Source organism: Leptolyngbya sp. FACHB-711 (genome assembly GCF_014695615.1).
In the GTDB taxonomy this organism is placed as follows: domain Bacteria; phylum Cyanobacteriota; class Cyanobacteriia; order Elainellales; family Elainellaceae; genus Leptolyngbya_A.
In genome coordinates this window covers 1-19,160 of the sequence record NZ_JACJOR010000454.1, presented here as the reverse complement: position 1 = coordinate 19,160, position 19,160 = coordinate 1, and the positions used below count along the sequence as shown (strand labels likewise).

Here is a 19,160-nt window from a genome sequence, read left to right as displayed (position 1 = left end):
CTGATCAACGATCGGGACTACAGCTATCGCTCCTATGAAATTCGGCTGGTGCAGCAGGTGGCAAACCAGTGTGCGATCGGCTTACGGCAGTCGCGGCTGTATCAGGCAGTGCAGCAGCAGGTTGAGGAACTGACCCGCCTGAATCTGCTGAAGGATGATTTCTTGAGTACAGTTTCCCACGAACTGCGGAGTCCGATCACCAATGCAAAAATGGCAGCTCAAATGCTAGAAATCGTGCTTCAAAAGGCAAATATGCTCAATCCTGAGTTACCTAGGCCGCTCGATCGCTATCTGCAAATTCTCAAAGACGAGTGCCAGCGCGAAATTAGCCTGATTAACAACCTGCTCGATCTAACTCGCCTGAATGACGAATCGGAGCCGCTGCGGCTAACTGCGGTTGATCTCTCGCTGCTCATTCCTCAAATCACACAAGGCTTTTTAGAGCGCATCCAGAACCAAAATCAAGAGCTAATCTATAAATTGCCGCCTGATCTGCCGCTTGTGCAAACCGAGGTTACTGCGCTAGAGCGGGTTCTGATCGAACTGGTGAATAACGCCTGCAAATACACGCCGCCCCAGGAAAAAATCATTATCCGAGTTCAGGTTGCTCCACAAACGCTGCAAATCTCGATCTGTAATACGGGCATCGAAATTCCTGAAGCAGAGCGCAGTCGCATCTTCGATCGGTTTTATCGCATTCCGAACAACGATCCCTGGAAGCACGGCGGTACGGGATTGGGCCTAGCACTGGTGCGAAAACTGACGGAACGCTTGAAAGGAACGATTTGCCTTCAGGTCGGGTCCAATCAAACCACTTTTGTGATTGAGTTGCCCAGGGCGATCGAGGAGTAGGAGAGAAGTAGGAACAGATTGATGCGATCGATTTGACGCGACCGATCCCACAAACTGCTCTCTCGCCCCCAATTCAGGGAAAATCTCTCCTACGGGTTCTCAAAGTCTGCCAAAACCTGGGGCATTTCGGGGGCGGAGTAGAACTCCTAATTCTTCTCAAACACCCCCTCAAACCTTAACTGCCAATCTCTGCCAAAATATCAGTCGCGTGGCTTGCCGTGTCTATGGTTGAGTAAACTTTCGCAATTTTGCCCGACCCATCAATCACATAAGTAACTCGCTTTGAGTAGCCGCCGCCGTCTACATCGTATGCCTTGGTGATCTTGCCATCCACATCTGCTAACAGCGGAAAGGGCAGATTGTACTTTTGGGTAAATGCCTGGTGAGAGGTTTCGTCGTCCATGCTCACGCCAAACACGGTGATATCTTTGCCTTGATAGTCGCTGTAGTAGTCGCGAAAACCGCAGGCTTCTTTGGTGCAGCCAGGAGTGTCATCTTTGGGGTAGAAATACAGCACGACGGTCTTTCCGGCATAGTTAGACAGCGTGACGGTGTTGCCGTGGGTATCTTTGACGGTGAAATTGGGTGCAGTTGCGCCTTCGGTAAGCGGCATCGTCTTGTCTCCTTTTCGAATGCGGATAGACAACCAAAAATCTTAACCTAGTTTGGGTACAGGCTGGTGAATGCGCTGGTGATTGACCGATCGCCTCATGCACGCTGAATGCATTATCAACGCACCATTAATGCGCCTTCATCCAAGTAAAGTAAAAAGTCGCTCCCTGACCGATATCCGATTCGACCCAGACTCGACCCCCGCGCATTTCAACAGTTTTTTGCACTACTGCCAGTCCGATTCCGGTTCCTTCCACCTGATCGCGGGCTTCAAGCCGCTGAAAAATGCCCCAAATTTTGGGTTGATATTCGGGCACAATTCCTGCACCGTTATCGGCAACGGCAAATTCATAAAAGTGATCCTGCTCGCGCACGCGAATCTCGATTTTGGACGGGTGTTTGGACTGTTGCAGTTCTTCCCCAGTTTTGGGATGAGGGACTTGCCCGTACTTCAGCGCATTGCTGATCAGATTGAGGAAAACTTGCTCTAGTGGCACTCTTTCCGTGATCAGCGTTGGCATTTCGGGCTGAATAATAATTTGCACTTCCGGCGGGGGAGACAATAGCTCGATCGTTTCCTGCAAAAGCTGCTGAACGCTGAGCCGCTCCAGTTTCCCCTTAAATCGTCCTGCCCGCAATACTGCAAGATCCCATCGATTAAGCCTTCCATCCGATGCACCCGCCCCCGCAGCAGTTTCATTTGCTGACATGCATCGCTGGTCAGAATGTCTTCCAGGTCTTCTTCTAGCCAGGTCGAAAGGTTGGCGATCGCCCGTAAAGGAGCTTTTAAATCGTGAGAAGCAATATAGGCAAACTGATCGAGTTCTCGATTGCTAGCTTCCAGGGCGCGGGTGAGCTGCAATAGTTCCTCTGCCTTGCGTTCAACTTCCTGCCGCGATCGAACCTGATCGGTCACATTAACTGCATGAACCATGATCCCGTAGACCTGATGGTTTGCGTCAAATAGCGGCTGGTAAACGTAGTTCCAGAAGCTCTCTTCGATTTTACCGTCGCCATTGTGATCGAAAACTGCCCGCTCCTCGCGCCCCCCATAAGCCTCACCGCTTTCATACACCCGATCGGGCAGCTCGTAAAAGCCCTGCTGATTAAGGACAGGCAACGCTTCTCGCACCGGTTGCCCAATACAGTCTTCTCCCACCAGTGAACTGCTGAAACAGAGCATTTGCCGTTTGGATTACATGATTAGAACCGTGTGTTATCCAGATGGCAGCCGGAGCCCGAGCAAACACGCCCTGAAGTTCTGCTCGCGCTGCCTGAGCTTCTGCCAGAGCCTGATCGCGCAGTTCTTGTTCCTGTTTTTGATCGGTGATATCCCGCGATACGCCAACGATTTCAACGACCTGTCCGGTGATGTCAAAAATGGGCGATTTGATCGTGTGGAAAAAGCGAACTTCACCGTCAGCGCGAACATTCGATTCTTCTGAAACTTCGATCGGCTGTCCTGAGGCAAACACTTCAGCATCAGTATCAGAATGCAGGGTGTAGTGGAAGCGCAGTTCTTCGATCGTTTTGTCGTAGTAGTTCTGGGTTGCCTGGTTTGCATAAATTAGGCGGGAGTTGGGTGCGAGGCTGTAGACCATATCCTGCACCGAGTTGAGGATTTGGGCATAGCGATATTCGCTGTCACGCAGGGCAATTTCAATCTTTTTGCTATCGGTAATGTCGCTATGAATGCCAATCCATTCACGGACAGTGCCATCGGTTTCAAGGACGGGCACGGCTCGCACAGACATTCCGCGATACATACCATCCTGTCGCCGCAGTCGATGCTCAACTTGATACATCGTTTGGGTTGTCAGCGCATGATTCCAAGCTTGAGCGGTCTGAGCGCGACCGTCTGGATGAACTGCAGTGAGCCAGCCCCAGCCCAAATATTCTTCAAGCGATTGTCCGGTAAAGGCACTCCATCCCGGCTGCTCTGAAACGAATTCTCCGTTTGCTTTCGTATCCCAAACAATTTGCGATGTGGCTTCAACCAGCGATCGATAGCGTTCTTCGCTTTTTCGCAGGGCTTCTTTGGCAGTTTCGAATTCCTGTCGCTCCGCGCGTTCGCGCTGCAATTCCCGATGGCGTTCTTCGGCTTCTCTTTCTTTTATCTTTTCGTTTGTAATATCGAGCATGATACCGTGCAGCATTTGCGGTCTGTTCTGGCTATCTTTGATCACACGCACGATATCTTTTAGCCAGATAATTCGCCCATCGGCAGCGATCGCTCGATACTCAAATTCGTGGTCGCGTCCTTCCTTAGCGGCACAGAGGCAGAATTGAATGCTGCGACCCGATCCTTTGGATGCAGAAGTGTATCCTGCCAAAAAGTCAGTTCCGAAAGCCACTGCTGCACTGGATACCCCAAAATCTGCTCAGCTCGATCGCTGACAAACGTAAATTGCCAGGTCGCCAGATCCATTTCCCAGACGATCGCATCCAAATCTTGCAGCAAAGTAAAAAATCGATCGCGAACTGCTGTTTCTGTCTGAACTGTTTCTGCTTGGGCTGTTTCTGTCTGAACTGTTTCTGCCTGGGCTGTTTCTGTCTGAACTTTAGTCTGGAAAGCTTCACTGGATTGCATCGATACATCACCAGATACCCCAGACCGATTCATAATCCAATACTCCTTCGATCGCTGGCTCGATCAGTAATGATGCCAAAGGGATTATCGGCTACGGGAGTTAAAGCTACATCTATAAGGGGAGCGATGCTGCTGTGCTTCTTGCTCAGCTTGGAAGTCCCTCAGAATTGGGAGATTCAGGGGGGCTGCAAGATTTGAAACTTAAAACAGTAACCCCCCGAAACAGCACCTTCTGTAGAACAGTAGAACCAGGAAATCGTGCGAGTCTTTATTACAGGAGCCACGAGAAATGTTGGCGCAGAAACGATGCGGAGCCAGCATTATCCTAAAGTCGCGATCGTTGCTAGAGTACGGTCACCGCAGTCTGGAACTTTCGGCAGGCGGCTGCTCCTCTTGTCCAATCAGTTCAGGATAGGAAGGTGCAACAGGCAAAGATTTCATCTCGTTAGTGGCAATATGACCCAGATAAAATGCCCCTGCTTCAATATCCAGTGAATGGGCAGTTACATCTCCTTCCAGGCGACCTGTGCGCGTGAGCGTGAGCCGTCCTTCGGCAATCACTCTGGCTTTCACCACACCATGCACCACAATATTATTTGCTCGTAGCTCTGGACCTTCAACCAATCCCGACTGGGAAATTTCCATATCGCCCCGAACTTCCACTGTGCCATGCACAATGCCATCCACGCGCAAATTTCCCTCGACGTTAAGAACTCCCTGGATTTCGCAGGTTGAGCTGATGTAGGTCAATGAAGAAGACGGATTGCGCTTAAACATCCTTAAACCGTAAAAAACAACCATTAAAAAAGAAGAAATAATCTAGCCTGAGCGCGAGCCTCTTGAGGGTAGTCCAAGTATCTGGTATAGCAAGTATCCGGTATAGAACTATAGCCCATTCACACAAATTGACAAACAAAAAAATCCCCCGCTATTGGAGGGATTCATTGAGCCTAACCGTGAGAGATGCTTATAACAGCAGGAGAATTAACCGTTGATTACAGGAGCGGTCAGTGCAACCGGAGTTTCTGCACCCGCAGCCAGGTCAAGCGGGAAGTTGTGAGCATTACGCTCGTGCATCACTTCCATGCCCAGGTTGGCGCGGTTTAGCAGGTCTGCCCAGGTGTTCACCACCCGTCCCTGCGAATCCAGAATGCTCTGGTTGAAGTTGAAGCCGTTCAGGTTGAACGCCATTGTGCTGATGCCCAGTGCCGTGAACCAGATACCGACCACAGGCCACGCACCCAGGAAGAAGTGTAGTGCCCGGCTGTTGTTGAACGAAGCATATTGGAAGATCAACCGACCAAAGTAGCCGTGTGCAGCCACGATGTTGTAGGTCTCTTCCTCTTGCCCAAAGCGGTAGCCGTAGTTCTGCGACTCGTTTTCGGAGGTTTCCCGCACCAGCGAAGAAGTTACCAGCGAACCATGCATTGCAGAGAATAGCGAACCGCCAAAGACAGCTGCCACGCCCAGCATATGGAACGGGTGCATCAAGATATTGTGCTCTGCCTGAAATACGAACATAAAGTTGAACGTTCCAGAGATACCTAGCGGCATACCATCCGAGAACGAACCTTGTCCGATCGGGTAGATCAGGAACACTGCCGTTGCAGAAGCCAGCGGTGCAGAGTAAGCCACACAAATCCAGGGGCGCATTCCGAGACGGTAGGAAAGCTCCCACTGACGACCCAAGTAGCAGAAGCAGCCGATCAGGAAGTGGAAAACGACGAGCTGGTAAGGACCACCGTTGTAGAGCCACTCATCCATGCTGGCGGCTTCCCAAATCGGGTAGAAGTGCAGACCGATCGCGTTGGACGACGGAATCACTGCACCCGTAATAATGTTGTTGCCATAAAGCAAAGAACCTGCCACAGGTTCACGGATGCCATCAATGTCCACGGGAGGAGCAGCGATAAAGGCAATGATGTAACAGATTGTTGCAGAGAGCAGCGTCGGGATCATGATGACGCCAAACCAACCGATGTAAACCCGGTTTTCGGTAGACGTAATCCAATCGCAAAAACGCTCCCACAGACCTGCGCCTTCGCGCTTCTGAAGAGTAGTTGTCATGATTGCTATGGTTTAAGAAATGATGCGATTAAATGTATGAGCAAGTGGAACCTCGCTGTCATTTATCGTAGGCGGAGTTGCAGAATTTGCCAAGAATGGTGATTCTTTGCAACAGTAATTTATGTACCGATATGAAGACAGATTTGAGTATTTAATCAATCTATTATTTCAATCTGTTTACAATTCAAATTCAGTACAAAATTGCGATCGATTGCTTCTAATTCAATTGGAATCAGGTAATTCACAATTTGCGTTGGGTGGTACATCGGAGCAGCTTCAGCACAAAGCAACTACATCAAAATCAAAAATAGCCGCTGAAACAAAAGAATTGCTTCAAATTTCAGCAAATTTTGTTCACAACTATTCACTCAGGTTTACAAACTAATGTGTCTAATTTGTGAGTCGGATTAAATTGCCCGGCAGGGGGCACTGCCATTAGTTACCCTGCTCCTGTAAATTTGCTTTTAGAGCAAGGAAAGTCAATCATTACAGCAATTTAATGAACTCTTGTAAGGGCTTTTCTCAGCAAACCTGTGACGATCGCCGGAGTCTCTAGGTGAGGTAAAACGCCTGCATCAGGAATCGTCCAAAACTCCCGAACTGCTCCAGAACTCAGCCCAGCAAGCCGTTTGCCTACAGCAGGACTGCCAAAGCGGGACTTCTCGCCCCAGACAAAGAAAGTCGGTACGTTGAGCTGCGGTAAATATAGCGACAAATCAAAACATAAGTCGCCCCTGAGCGAGGCTAGGGCTGCATAGTCCGCGTTAAGCTGCTGCGCTGAGGTGAGATACGCTTCCACCATTTCCTGCGTCACCCGTGATCGATTCGCAAAGAGAAACTGCTCTAGAAAATTACGCACCGCAAACTCATTTGCCGCGCCTGCGGAATACAGCAAGCGATCGATTCCTGGAATGCCTGCAATTTTCGCTGGAAGCCCGTTACCATAATTTGAATCAAAATCTGAATAGCCTGCGGGCGACACCAGAAACAGCGATTGAAACAGATCGGGACGCTGAATTGCTAATCGAATCACTAAACCCCCGGTGAGCGAAGCAGAGACGACCGTAGCAGGTGTGCCAATTTTTTCCAGCAGTTCCGTAATGACCTGAAAATAGTCTTCGGGCTGATAGTCTCGTATCGGATGGGTCGATCGTCCCCAGCCAATTAAATCGGGCGCGATCACCCGATAATCGGGCGCAAAAGCCGGATACACTTTTGACCACTCATAAGCCGACGAACCGCCACCCAAACTGTGCAGAAATACAAGCGGCGGCAAATCTTCTCCCACTTCAGGATGTCCGCGCCAGGGGCGATCGGTTGGGGTGTAGTAAACCATCACTCCCAGGAACGTGGTAATAATATGCTGCGTGAATCCGGGCGGCTGAAACTGAGGCATCGGCTTAAAGATTAATCGGCTTAAGGATTAACAGAATTTAAATCAACTAACTTCAAATCAACAAAATGAACCTACTTCAAATCAACAGAATGAACTTAGGGAGGGGCAAACGTTGGGAGGGCAAACGTCCCAAGCATAGCGGATTTCATTGAGGTTCGATCGCAGCCAAAACCTTATCCAGTTCGATATCTAAATTCAATATCTAATTCGATCGAGCCTTTTAACGGAACCCTTCGACGTACTGCTTTAGCTCTCTTGCCATGCGGCGTAAGCCCTGCTGCTCGTCCTGACGCAGAAACAGCAGAAAAACATGGGTCACGGCTCCCGAAAGGTTCTCCTGGTGAATGTATTTTGTGCGCTGGCGATCGATTTGCTGCAACTGGAAGACGCTCTCACTGCGAAATCCGGGCGCGGTATAAACCCATCTCAAACAGGTTTCAGGCTGGAGTAAGGTAATGTGCGGTTCAAATTCGGTTTCACTTTCTTCGCGCACCCGCCGCAGCGACAGGTGAACTTTTCTCCCCTGAGTAAAAGGCTTTCTGGGATTGCGATCGTACAGAAACGTGTTCCAATACAGCCATTTCTCTTTATGGATCAGGGCTTCCCAGACAACTGGCTTGGGTGCATTGATTTCGATTTCGGTGTAGAGACTGGGCATAGCTGCCGGAAAGTGCTGCGTGTTTCGTGTGCAAGGGTACAGTTTAACGGGTGAGCTGCCTCTTAGACTGGGCAGTGCATCACTGCAAGGACTAAGATTTCAATAGGATTTCGATCGCCAACGATTTAAGAGTTCCGCGAATTCCCACCGATGTAACGATAGGTTTTAGAGGATGTTTGAAAAGTCATCATGATGCCTCGAACCGCCCCCTCGTGGGTCAATCGGGTTAATCGGGTCAATTTTGGCGAGAAACCCACTTTAGGAGATTCAGATTAGGGAATTCAAAGTCCGCCAGTATTGAGGGGTTAGGGGGCAATGTAGGATATTAGACATTTTTCAAACATCCTGCTAATCTGCCGCTCCCATTGAATGACTTACTTTCGGCAACTTCCATTCAGCTGCGCCCACCCTTTAGCCACGTACGCATAGGAGCATTTAGCGATCGTATGGTCAGTCTGACACCCAACCCTAGCTATAGTTTAACGATTCGGATTCAGCTGCCCAACATTGCCGGGACGCTGGCTCCTGTGATTCAGGCGATCGCTGGGACAGGCGGAAATATTGGCCAGATTGATCTGATCGAAGTCAACCGCAAAACGCTTATCAGAGAAATTACCGTAGATGCATCGAGCGCAGATCATTCTGAGGCGATCGTTCACGCGATTAAAGACGTTCAGGGCATCAAGATACTGGATGTCTACGATCGCACATTCAGCCTGCATCGGGGCGGCAAGATCAGCGTGCAGAGCAAGATTTCGCTGAAGCGTATAAGCGATCTGGCAATGGCTTATACGCCCGGAGTGGGGCGAATTTGTACGGCGATTGCCCAGCAGCCAGAGCGGGTTTATGAGCTGACGATTAAAAGTAATACGGTGGCGATCGTCACAGACGGCAGCGCAGTCCTAGGGCTGGGAAATCTGGGCGCAGCGGGGTCAATGCCTGTCATGGAAGGCAAGGCAATGCTGTTTAAAGAATTCGCCGGAATCGATGCCTTTCCCATTTGTCTGGCGACTCAGGATGTCGATGAGATTGTGCAGACGGTGAAGCATATTGCCCCGGTCTTTGGCGGTGTGAACCTGGAAGATATCAGTGCGCCGCGCTGTTTTGAGATCGAAGCCCGCCTGAAGCAGGAACTCGATATTCCCGTGTTTCACGATGACCAGCACGGTACGGCGATCGTCACTCTGGCAGCTCTGCTAAACGCGCTCAAGGTCGTTCACAAATCGATCGATCAGGTGCGAATCGTGATTAATGGGGCAGGTGCAGCCGGAATTGCGATCGCCCAGCTTTTGCAAACTGCAGGCGCAACCCGAATTGTAATGTGCGATTCACGCGGCATTCTCTCAACCGCTCGGACTGACCTGAATGACCAAAAGCGCAAGTTTGCCGTTTCGGAAAGCGGGTTGCTAGCAGATGCCATGATCAACGCAGACGTATTCCTGGGGGTCAGTGCGCCGGGCGTGGTCAGTGTTGAAATGGTCAAATCAATGGCAGACGAGCCGATTGTCTTTGCAATGGCAAACCCTATTCCCGAAATCCAGCCCGAACTGGTGACGGATTTAGTGGCAGTCATGGCAACCGGACGCAGCGACTACCCCAATCAAATCAACAACGTCCTGGCGTTTCCCGGTGTCTTTCGCGGAACGCTCGACTGTCGTGCCAAAACCATGACCACCCAAATGTTTCTTGAAGCGGCAAAGGCGATCGCCTCCCTAGTTAACCCAACTGACCTCAGCCGGGAACAAATTGTGCCCTCGGTCTTTGACGATCGGATCGCAATTTCAGTGGCGGCAGCAGTGCGTTATGCGGCAAGAGCTGAGGGCATTGCTCACGATTAAACCTGTCAAAGATTAAACCTGTAAAATAGGAAGGAATCAAAAGAGCTGGAAGTTTTGCCCCTGCTGATCATCTCTCTGGTTAGCTTTTTTGGGCAAGTTGTTCTTTGCTTCCCTACTTCGATCATTAAATTTGTGCCTTATTCTGAGCTTCCTGATTCGTTTGACGTTTTGATTATTGGCGGTGGTGCGGCTGGACTATATGCAGCACTTCGCATTCCCCAGCATTACCGCGTTGGCCTAATTACCAAAGAAACCCTCTCTCTCTCTGCGAGTGACTGGGCACAAGGGGGCATTGCAGCCGCGATCGACCCGCAGGATTCGCCGAGTTTACATATCGAAGATACGCTGAAGGCAGGGGCAGGCTTGTGCGAGCCACAGGCAGTCGAGCTTTTGGCAACCCAGGCTGCGGACTGTATTGCGTCGTTGCTTGAGATGGGCGTGCGGTTTGATCGGCGGGAAAATCAGCTCGCTCTGACGCTAGAGGCGGCTCATTCTCAACGGCGAGTGCTTCATGCAGCAGATACAACAGGCAGAGCCTTGGTGAATACGCTCGTAGAGCAGGTTTTAAAGCGATCGAACGTTCAAATCCTGGAGCAGGCATTTGTGCTGGATCTGTGGCTAGAAAACCAGCAATGTTGCGGGGTCAGTTTGCTGTACCAAAACCTGCTTTGCTGGCTGCGGGCAGGAGCGGTCATTCTGGCGACGGGTGGCGGCGGGCAGGTCTTTGCCCAAACGACAAATCCGGCAGTCAGCACAGGCGACGGGGTGGCGATGGCATGGCGGGCAGGGGCAGAGCTGCGCGATTTAGAATTTGTGCAGTTTCATCCCACTGCCTTGACTTACCCTGGCGCACCGCGATTTTTGATTAGCGAGGCGGTTCGGGGGGAAGGGGCGCATCTGGTGGACTCGGCTGGACACCGATTTGCCTTTGACTACCATCCGGCAGGTGAACTCGCACCGCGTGATGTGGTAAGTCGAGCAATTTTTAGCCATCTGCAAAAGACGGCTGCTGATCCTGCAATTGCTCACGTCTGGCTGGATTTGCGTCCCATCCCTGCAGCAACGATTCGCCATCGCTTTCCAAACATCATGGGAGTTTGCCAGCAGTGGGGAATTGATATTTTCCAACAGCCGATTCCGGTCGCGCCTGCGGCTCATTACTGGATGGGCGGTGTGACTGCCGATCGCCTCAATCAAACCACGATCGCCGGACTCTTTGCCGTTGGCGAAACGGCTAGCACAGGCGTACATGGTGCAAATCGATTAGCCAGTAATTCGCTGCTAGAATGCATCGTCTTTGGAGCGCAGTTTTCAGCGTTAGACTTACCCGTGACAGAACCAATTGCCGACCCAACGCTGAATCAGTCTTCTATCCAACGGGTAGAATGGTTCGATCGCAGGCAAGAAACGCTGCCGTGGCAAACGGATGCTGAATACTTGAGTAAACTCCGTGACCTGATTCCCCGATTGGTCTGGCAAAGTGCGGGAATTTGTCGAGAGGCAGCCTCACTTCGGCAAGCGATCGAGCAGATCGACCAATGGCAACAAAGGTTTGACCATCTGACCCTGAGTCAGGAGCTAAATCGCTGGCTCAGCAGCCCGTCCACTAACCGGATTACCCTGAGCGAAACTCTTGCACCATCTGCGCCATTCGAGCTAGCAAATTTGATCCGCCTGTGGGGCGAAACTCGCAATTTGCTCAACGTGGGCAATTTAATTCTTAAAAGTGCTGCCTTTCGCACTGAAAGTCGTGGAGGGCACTATCGCACTGATCACCCGAACATTGAACCTGACTGGCAAGTTCATACGCTGATTGAGAGCCATCGCTGGAAACGATCCGCAAGCATTGGCTGACGAGCACGATTTACCCTCAAGAAACTGAGCCGTTAGCGGGCTCCAGACCCCTGAGTGCGATCGGGTGTGCCTTCGCCCGGCATTGTGGGATTGTCGCTGTACTGACTGAGCTTAATCGAAGCCTTGTATACCTGCTTTGGAGCGGCAGGGCTGTTATCGTTGGCGAATAAGTTGCTGGAAAATGAATCGTTGGAAAGCGATTTTTCCTGTAAGTCGATCGATCCATTCACTGATTTTTGGATTTCACCGTTCTCACTGAATGCAGCCGCAGAGGCAGCGGGTAGAGCAATTCCAACGCTGATGCCTGCAATGTGCAAAACGTTTGCCATCACGACAACTGCAAAAACTCGCTTTAAGATATGCATAATTTCAACAAAACACCGTAGATTCACCCAAGTAGGGTTAGTATATCTGCCTATTTGCTAAAAAAGCCAGTGCATTCACTGACTTTATGATGAATCCGGGAAGTAATTGCTGACACCACCCAATGGGATGAGTTATATCCTTTACTGTAACTAAATAAATTAAGCCGTAAGTTCACTGACTTTATTAACGGCTAGAAAAGAATTTCTTCCAGAAGGAATATAGCCATTATGGCTTGCTCTCATGGAAACAACGGAGATCGTTACGCTTTGACGTGGATTGTAAACTCTTTTAGCATAGTGGCTTAATGTGATGAGATATAGCCAGTTAAATTCCGTAATCCCTACTGAGCTTTGCAAACTAAGATTCAGCTTTATGCCACTCTCCACCAGCTACATCGGCGAGATAAAATACAAAATCTGGCATGATTAGCTCATTGTCCTGTCGTAAGCAGCTCTGAGCCATGACCTCCGACCCAGCTCATTCCCAATCAGAAATTGCCCAATCAGAAATTGATATAGAAGCAGTCCAGCTTAATGAGTCTGCAACTTCTCCTCAGCTCGCTACTGATCAGTATCAGCGCAAAATGCAGCGGCGCAAAGAGGTACAGCAGCAGCGTTTAGCAGAGCGGACGTTAGAAAAAGGACTCATCATCGTTCACACAGGCAACGGCAAGGGCAAGACAACTGCTGCGCTGGGCATGGTGCTTCGATCGCTGGGTCACGGCTATCAAGTAGCGATCGTCCAATTTATCAAAGGAGCCTGGGAGCCTGCGGAAAAGCAAGTTTTTAGCCTCTGGCAAGATCAGCTTGCATTTCACGCGATGGGCGAAGGGTTCACCTGGGAAACTCAGGATCGCGATCGCGATATTCAAGCTGCCAAAGCTGCCTGGGAAAAAGCACTCACTTACATCAACAATCCAGAGTTTCGCCTGGTACTGCTCGATGAAATTAATATCGCGCTCAAGATGGGCTACTTGACCGTAGAGGAAGTTCTACAGGGACTCGATCGCAAACCCGAAGACTCCCATGTGATTCTCACCGGACGGGGCGCACCGCAAGCATTAGTCGATCGAGCCGATCTCGTGACCGAAATGACGCTTGTGAAGCATCCCTTCCGCGAACAGGGAGTGAAGGCACAGCCGGGAATTGAGTTTTGAGCGGGGTTTCGAGCTACTTTGCAGAAGACTTAAACGGACTGCGCTTTTTCCGAGCTTTTTCTTTTGCTCTTTCCCGCTCGTATTCCAGCTCCTTGAGCTTTTTCATGATGCGCCCGAAATACTCCTGCATATAGGATTCCAACGTTGTGGTTTCCTCAGCCGCAATCCCGAATACTGCATAGGTTTCGTCCATCGAAGCGGCCAGCGGCTTGCCCGAAGCGACGACTTCTGAAAAGGCAAGGCGATCGGCAAGGTTCCAGCCCCATTGAAAGAAGCGAGCCGTTCGTTCGACTGCCTTCAAAATCCCGCCGGGCATCCGCGTTACTCTGGCATCTTTACCCGATAGCCGCTCACAGAGTTTGATAATTTCATAAGCTCCCCATGCTTTAGGACCCACCACGGGAAAGCTGCGACCGCTTGCTGCTGACACTTTTAATGCCTGAACCGCAAACTTAGCAATATCTTGCGTATCCATATAGGCGATCGGCGAACTCTCACCCATCACCCAAACCGCCTGATTTTCCAGGATCGGAATGGCATATTGACCAATCAACCCTTGCATAAAGCCACACGGCTTCAAAATAGTGTAGTTTAAGCCGGATTCTGCCAGATATAGCTCGGTGCAGCGCTTGACTTCCATCAAGGGCACATTGGGAAACTTCTCTGCATCCAGGATCGAGAAAAAGATGAATCGCTCTACGGCAGCCGCTTTTGCAGCCTGAATTAGATTTACCTTTCCTTCCCAGTCGACCTGCTTAATGCTTAAAGAGTCAGTGGGTCGGGTCGTGGCGGCATCAATAACAGCAGTTATGCCCTCTAATGCTTCAGGTAGGGTATCAGCGTTGCACAAGTCACCCCGCACCAGCTCTGCCCCCCACTCCTTCAGGAAAGCAGCTTTTCTAGGGCTTCTGACCAGACAACGAACCTGATAACCCTCATCCAGGGCGCGTCGCGTGACTTGTCTTCCTAGAGTGCCCGTCGCACCAACGATGAGTAAGCTCATGAGGGCTTCCGTTACGAATCGTTAACTTTATTAGTTTACGATACCCTAAAACGCCTCAACCACCGCGAGGAAAAATTATTAGTAAAAGTGATTTCTCACCATTATTTCTCACGCTCCAAGAGAGACTGCTGTTTTAAGGGGGACTGTTGCTTAAAAAGACAGCCACATTCCCAAGCGGACCTGAGAAGTGGCTGAGATCTATTGAGATCTATAAAGCCCATGAGGAAAAGCCCATGAGGAGCCAACCCCTCAAATGTTCTTTTTGCGCTACTCTTCACTACCCTGAATTCGGAGCATCAGGAAGCCTAAGCCTAAACCCACGAGAATTAGAGTAAAGGAGAGCAGTGCTGCGTTTAACATTTCGCCGTTCATGCGTGGTTATACTCCTGCATCAAAAAATTGTTAGTGCTAGATTGAACCCTAGGTTTTTCTTGCAGTCGCGGAAAGCTATGCAGGAAAGCCTGGGCAAGAATGCCTATACAAGTATCTTAGGGTAGTTTGACGGTGATCTAAAGGGCTGAATATGCGAACACCAACCGCAGTCAATGTTGCGTCCCGTCCTCGACTGGCGATCGTGTTAGGCGACCCTGCCGGAATCGGGACGGAAGTGGTTTTGAAGGCACTAAGCGACCCTATACTGACCGAGTCCTGTCAAATAACGCTGATTGGTAATCACGTCCTGCTGCACCATACTTATCAACAGTTGCGCCAGACAGAGGCAATTCGGGCGAATTTGACCGTCCTGGCAGACCCTGATGATCTCGACCTGTATAATTTGCCGCTGGAATCGTCGGTGATTGAGCAAATTCAGTTGGGTACGGAGAATGCAGCGAGCGGTGCAGCTAGCTTTCGCTTTTTAGAGACGGCGATCGATCGAACGCTGAACGGTCAATTTGATGGCATTGTCACTGCTCCGATCGCCAAGTCTGCCTGGAACGCTGCCGGATTTCACTATCCCGGACAAACAGAACTGCTGGCAAAAAAAGCAGGGGTAAGCCGCTATGGAATGCTCTTTGTTGCCCGATCGCCGCTTACAGACTGGACATTGAGAACGCTTTTAGCAACAGCCCACATTTCACTGCGGCAGGTTCCCGATGCGCTCACGGCAGATCTGCTGACGCTGAAACTGGAACTGCTAATCGAGTGCCTGCAACAGGATTTTGGCATTGAGCAGCCCCGAATTGCGATCGCCGGACTGAACCCCCATAGCGGTGAACAGGGGCAACTGGGACGAGAAGAACAGGATTTCCTGCTGCCCTGGCTGCGGCAAATGGGCGATCGGTTTCCTCAGGCCAAACTTGATGGACTGATTCCGCCGGATACGCTGTGGGTACGTCCGGGACAAGCCTGGTGGGGTAGTGTAACGCCTGACGCAGCTCATGACGCCTATCTCGCGCTATATCACGATCAGGGATTAATTCCAGTGAAGCTGCTGGCGTTCGATCGAGCCGTGAATACGACGATTGGGCTACCCTTCGTTCGCACTTCTCCTGATCATGGAACCGCATTTGATATCGCCGGACAGGGAATTGCTCAGGCAACCAGTTTTAGAGCGGCGATCGATTTGGCGATCGAGCTAGCTCACCAACGGATAACTCAGCAGTGTTCCCAAATCAGCCCGTAATTTAACACAGGATGAAGCGGTGTTTAAGATCTGTTGAAAGAAACTACGGAGTATTTTGCCAATTAACTGAGTGCCCTGAAACCGATTTAGTCTACCTTTAGGCTGAAACTTTATGTCAAGGTTTGCTGACTTCTGCAATTTTTATTAATATACGAGGAGGAAGATCAGCGCAAGAATAAAAAATATTCAGTATAGCCTAATACAAAAACAACTCTAAAGAACTTGTTTTAGGTTATTCTACCTACGGAATTCCATAGCGTTTTGCTCTGTTTGTAACTTTATTGCGTGGGATTTGGCTTTCTGGCTTATTTCCCGATCTTCTCTGCTTCTAGCTTGTCTGCTTTACTTCGTGACGATCATTTTTGTAGCTGAGGGTGAATCATGGTTCAGTCTATTCAATACTCAATAGATTTGCTTCAGGATGAGGCGCGAGAACTTGTTCATAAGGGTGTAATTAGCCGAAATCAGCCAATTTACGTGCTGTGTCAGTACATTCCTGCTCGTGAGTGGGCGTTTGTAGAATGCGTCCTGGAAAACAACGACTTCCTGCTTCGCGATCGAATTGCAGATTTGTTAGGACGGGAGGAGTGGTCGAACGACTAATTCTTCTCTCGTTCCTAATAAATGACTTAGTTGAAGCAAGGCTACGGGGGTTAGACTCGTAGCTTTTTAATTTTCGTTAATTCTTGCCAAATCTATCCTTACCCCTGTTGTCATCCCACTAACCGCCCCACGGAATCTTTCATATCGTTCAGCAGGAATATCTGCTTTAGCCATACTGCTCTAAATACTGAGCAATGTCTTCACTGATTCGCGTTAGTTCTGCTTCGGTGGTGAGGCGAATTCGATCGTCCCGCAGGGTAATCAGAAGCTTGGCTGCGAACGGACTCGACCAGATATTGGGATTGCAAAACACTTCAAGAAAAACCTCCCCGGTATGGCGATATTCGAGGGGCGGCTGGGGTTCGGGTTTGCTGCCTGCTGCTTTTGCCGCTGTTGCTTTCAGGCTTTGCATCAAGACTGCGATCGCGCTTTGCAGTTCTCTTGCGGCTGTGGGGCTGAAGGCAAAAATCACAGAACCTTCGGATAGATTGAGCTTGATCGGTGAAGAAGACATACTTTACTAAGTTGTACTGAGTTGTACTGAGTTGCTCTTAAACTGCTGCCAGGTTGCCTGACGTTACGTTGCTTTAAGCAAGGATTGCCGGAGCGTGATAATTCTCCCATCCTAACGACCCTTTTGTGATTCGCAAGCAGAGAAGGGCATGAATCTTAGCCGATGGGCTTCTGGCAGATTATCCTTCGTCTGCCGCTTGCGGTCATTCGATCGGCTCAGTAGATTAAGGGAAGAAAAGCGAGACCATGAGGGCGATTTCCCATTCAGGCACGAGGAAAAAGCTGTGGCAATTGATAATCGATCGACTGTTCGCAGAGTTTTAGTGATTACGCTGCTGCTGAATCTATTTGTGATGGGATTAAAGGGAGCAGTGGGGTTCTGGACAGGTTCGCTAAGTTTGCTCGCCGATGCAATTCACAGCTTTACCGATAGTGCGAACAACGTTCTGGGGTTAGTGACCAGCCAATTATCCTCACCGCAGCCTGATCGCGACCACCCCTATGGGCATCAAAAATATGAGGCGATCGGGGCTCTGGGAATTGCTGCCTTTCTGGGAATTGCCTGCTTTACAATTTTGGAGGGAGCGGTCGAGCGTCTTTTAACAGGCGGAGCAGAGGTACAAATTGCTGCGCCAGAACTGGGGCTACTGCTCCTCGTATTAGGCATCAATATTTTTGTGGCATTTTATGAGCGGCGAGTCGGTCGGCGGATTGGTAGTCCGATCTTGCTTGCCGATGCTCAGCACACAATGAGCGATATCTGGGTAACGATCACCGTTCTGACAGGATTACTCGGCATCTGGATTTTTGGCATTCAGTGGCTGGATGTCGTACTGGCGTTTCCAGTTGCGCTGCTGGTTTTTCGGAGTGCCTGGAATGTGCTGCGGGATAATTTGCCCTGGCTGGTCGATGAGATGGCGATCGCGCCTGAAGCAATTCATGCGGTCGTGATGCAGGTTCCCGGTGTACTAAATTGCCACAGCATTGCCTCCAGAGGATTGCTCGGGCGCCAGATATTCGTTGATATGCACCTGATTGTTAACGCTGCCGATGTCGAAACGGCTCATGCCATTACCGAAGCCGTCGAAGCTCGCTTGGAGCAGCACTATCATCCGGTGCGCGTCACAATTCACGTTGAGCCACCTTCGTATGAAAAAGAAGAAATTAGCTACGAGCCGCAGCCTTAGCTTCTAATTCGATCGCTTCAATCAGGGTTAACTCTGTTCACCTTCGATCGCAGGAACAGGGAATCCTATTAATGTAGTTGTGCTGCCTCCATCATGATCGCGAGTTAATTCAGCGGTTGAGGGATTGCCCAGCCTAAACGAGTGGGTTGCTGATAAATGCGTCTCAGGGTGTTGATATCGCGATCAGAAAGCGGCGGCGGTTGGCGTACCTGCGCAGAATACATCACATCCGTTGCAGTCGGGCTATGTCCCCAGATGCCCAATGCATGCCCTAATTCGTGACGAGCAGCAGCGCGCAGATAGTCTTGCGTCTGACCCATGCCCAGCCAGATCGTCATTCGATGCAGAAGGATAGGCTTTTCTGGAATCGTGCGATCGACCCATAAATTAAAGCGAGTTTCGGCTGAACGGGCGCGAAGTTCGGGTTGGCGAGTTGCGCTTCGATCGACCTGAAGCGGTGGAGTTCTACGCCAGATGGCAATATCTGCGGTGTCGGGGACATTTACGACCGTCAACGGTAGATAGGCATTCCATTCCTGAATTGCAGCCGTAACCGCTGTGACCCATTCCTGGCTTCGGTCGGGCATCTGTGTGGCTGGTTCAAAATAAATCCGAACAGGAAAGCGCGACCAGATTAAATATCCAGCGATCGTCGGCTGTATCTTGTCAAAATAGTCATCAAAATACTCGCTTTGCGGTTCAGCTGCCTGTCCACGAGCCAGGGTTGCGGGCATGGTATGAGCCTGAGAAACAGGTAAAAATCGATCGATTTGGGCTGGAGTTGGGGACTGTGAGGTCGATCGAGACGGTGGGAGTTGAGCTTTTGCCCCTGGAATGTCTA

21 protein-coding genes are annotated in these 19,160 nt (G+C 50.3%); 7 read left to right on the top strand and 14 right to left on the bottom strand.

Features of this window, described 5'->3' with window-relative positions; all coding sequences use genetic code 11:
- On the top strand, nt 1-852 hold an 852-nt coding region (locus tag H6F80_RS20540; RefSeq protein WP_242067483.1), incomplete at its 5' end, for a GAF domain-containing sensor histidine kinase.
- A 175-nt stretch (nt 853-1,027) separates the two neighbouring features.
- Here the strand turns inward: H6F80_RS20540 and H6F80_RS20535 are convergent.
- The 9 genes from H6F80_RS20535 to H6F80_RS20505 form a co-directional block, all read right to left on the bottom strand.
- The gene (locus tag H6F80_RS20535) at nt 1,028-1,465 is read right to left on the bottom strand and encodes a peroxiredoxin (RefSeq protein ID WP_190793385.1); all 438 of its coding nucleotides are present in this window, start codon (nt 1,463-1,465) and stop codon (nt 1,028-1,030) included.
- Nucleotides 1,466-1,592: 127 nt separating this feature from the next.
- Entirely contained in the window at nt 1,593-2,009 is a 417-nt protein-coding gene (locus H6F80_RS29240; protein ID WP_199296713.1) for an ATP-binding protein, read from the bottom strand.
- Nucleotides 1,973-2,584 (bottom strand): sensor histidine kinase, encoded by a 612-nt coding sequence (locus tag H6F80_RS29235; RefSeq protein ID WP_206755099.1) that lies wholly within the window; start codon nt 2,582-2,584, stop codon nt 1,973-1,975. Before H6F80_RS29235 ends, H6F80_RS29240 begins: the two co-directional genes overlap by 37 nt.
- Nucleotides 2,571-3,674: a PAS domain-containing protein gene (locus H6F80_RS20525; protein WP_347277906.1), complete on the bottom strand. Its 1,104-nt coding sequence runs from the start codon at nt 3,672-3,674 to the stop codon at nt 2,571-2,573. Before H6F80_RS20525 ends, H6F80_RS29235 begins: the two co-directional genes overlap by 14 nt.
- On the bottom strand, nt 3,665-4,087 hold the full coding sequence (locus H6F80_RS30895; RefSeq protein WP_347277905.1) for a PAS domain-containing protein: 423 nt from the start codon (nt 4,085-4,087) through the stop codon (nt 3,665-3,667). Before H6F80_RS30895 ends, H6F80_RS20525 begins: the two co-directional genes overlap by 10 nt.
- A gap of 321 nt (nt 4,088-4,408) precedes the next feature.
- Nucleotides 4,409-4,855, bottom strand: a complete 447-nt coding sequence (locus H6F80_RS20520) for a bactofilin family protein (RefSeq protein ID WP_242067482.1) — start codon at nt 4,853-4,855, stop codon at nt 4,409-4,411.
- 183 nt (nt 4,856-5,038) lie between these two features.
- Nucleotides 5,039-6,121 (bottom strand): photosystem II reaction center subunit D1, encoded by a 1,083-nt coding sequence (psbA, locus tag H6F80_RS20515; RefSeq protein WP_190793382.1) that lies wholly within the window; start codon nt 6,119-6,121, stop codon nt 5,039-5,041.
- Between the two features lie 496 nt (nt 6,122-6,617).
- Nucleotides 6,618-7,517, bottom strand: a complete 900-nt coding sequence (locus tag H6F80_RS20510) for an alpha/beta fold hydrolase (protein ID WP_190793381.1) — start codon at nt 7,515-7,517, stop codon at nt 6,618-6,620.
- 220 nt (nt 7,518-7,737) lie between these two features.
- Entirely contained in the window at nt 7,738-8,175 is a 438-nt protein-coding gene (locus H6F80_RS20505) for an SRPBCC domain-containing protein (protein WP_190793380.1), read from the bottom strand.
- 446 nt (nt 8,176-8,621) lie between these two features.
- Here H6F80_RS20505 and H6F80_RS20500 point away from each other — a divergent pair, with 446 nt between their 5' ends.
- A complete protein-coding gene (locus H6F80_RS20500; RefSeq protein WP_190793379.1) occupies nt 8,622-10,013 on the top strand; it encodes an NAD-dependent malic enzyme in 1,392 nt (463 codons plus the stop codon).
- Nucleotides 10,014-10,145: 132 nt separating this feature from the next.
- Entirely contained in the window at nt 10,146-11,867 is a 1,722-nt protein-coding gene (gene nadB / locus H6F80_RS20495; protein ID WP_190793378.1) for an L-aspartate oxidase, read from the top strand.
- Nucleotides 11,868-11,899: 32 nt separating this feature from the next.
- Here nadB and H6F80_RS20490 read toward each other — a convergent pair whose 3' ends face one another.
- Complete coding sequence (locus H6F80_RS20490; RefSeq protein WP_206755098.1) at nt 11,900-12,232, bottom strand: hypothetical protein; 333 nt, start codon at nt 12,230-12,232, stop codon at nt 11,900-11,902.
- A gap of 461 nt (nt 12,233-12,693) precedes the next feature.
- Between H6F80_RS20490 and cobO the strand changes: the two genes are divergently transcribed.
- The gene (gene cobO, locus H6F80_RS20485) at nt 12,694-13,389 is read left to right on the top strand and encodes a cob(I)yrinic acid a,c-diamide adenosyltransferase (RefSeq protein ID WP_190793376.1); all 696 of its coding nucleotides are present in this window, start codon (nt 12,694-12,696) and stop codon (nt 13,387-13,389) included.
- 13 nt (nt 13,390-13,402) lie between these two features.
- On the opposite strand, the gene H6F80_RS20480 is transcribed toward cobO, so the two are convergent.
- Both H6F80_RS20480 and petM read right to left on the bottom strand, forming a co-directional pair.
- Nucleotides 13,403-14,392: an SDR family oxidoreductase gene (locus tag H6F80_RS20480; protein ID WP_190793375.1), complete on the bottom strand. Its 990-nt coding sequence runs from the start codon at nt 14,390-14,392 to the stop codon at nt 13,403-13,405.
- A 267-nt stretch (nt 14,393-14,659) separates the two neighbouring features.
- A complete protein-coding gene (gene petM / locus H6F80_RS20475; protein ID WP_518523622.1) occupies nt 14,660-14,752 on the bottom strand; it encodes a cytochrome b6-f complex subunit PetM in 93 nt (30 codons plus the stop codon).
- Between the two features lie 163 nt (nt 14,753-14,915).
- On the opposite strand from petM, the gene pdxA reads away from it, so the two are divergent.
- Together pdxA and H6F80_RS20465 are read left to right on the top strand one after the other, a co-directional pair.
- Nucleotides 14,916-16,016, top strand: coding sequence for a 4-hydroxythreonine-4-phosphate dehydrogenase PdxA (gene pdxA / locus H6F80_RS20470; protein ID WP_190793373.1), 1,101 nt, complete (start codon nt 14,916-14,918; stop codon nt 16,014-16,016).
- Between the two features lie 381 nt (nt 16,017-16,397).
- Entirely contained in the window at nt 16,398-16,619 is a 222-nt protein-coding gene (locus H6F80_RS20465) for a DUF4327 family protein (protein ID WP_190793372.1), read from the top strand.
- Nucleotides 16,620-16,785: 166 nt separating this feature from the next.
- On the opposite strand, the gene H6F80_RS20460 is transcribed toward H6F80_RS20465, so the two are convergent.
- Nucleotides 16,786-17,133 carry a hypothetical protein gene (locus tag H6F80_RS20460; RefSeq protein WP_190793371.1) on the bottom strand — a complete coding sequence of 116 codons (348 nt, stop codon included), beginning with the start codon at nt 17,131-17,133 and terminating at the stop codon, nt 16,786-16,788.
- Between the two features lie 283 nt (nt 17,134-17,416).
- Between H6F80_RS20460 and cdf31 the strand changes: the two genes are divergently transcribed.
- On the top strand, nt 17,417-18,319 hold the full coding sequence (gene cdf31 / locus H6F80_RS20455) for a CDF family zinc efflux transporter Cdf31 (protein ID WP_190793370.1): 903 nt from the start codon (nt 17,417-17,419) through the stop codon (nt 18,317-18,319).
- Between the two features lie 104 nt (nt 18,320-18,423).
- Here cdf31 and H6F80_RS20450 read toward each other — a convergent pair.
- A partial coding sequence (locus H6F80_RS20450; RefSeq protein ID WP_190793369.1) for a hypothetical protein occupies nt 18,424-19,160 on the bottom strand: 737 nt, incomplete at its 5' end.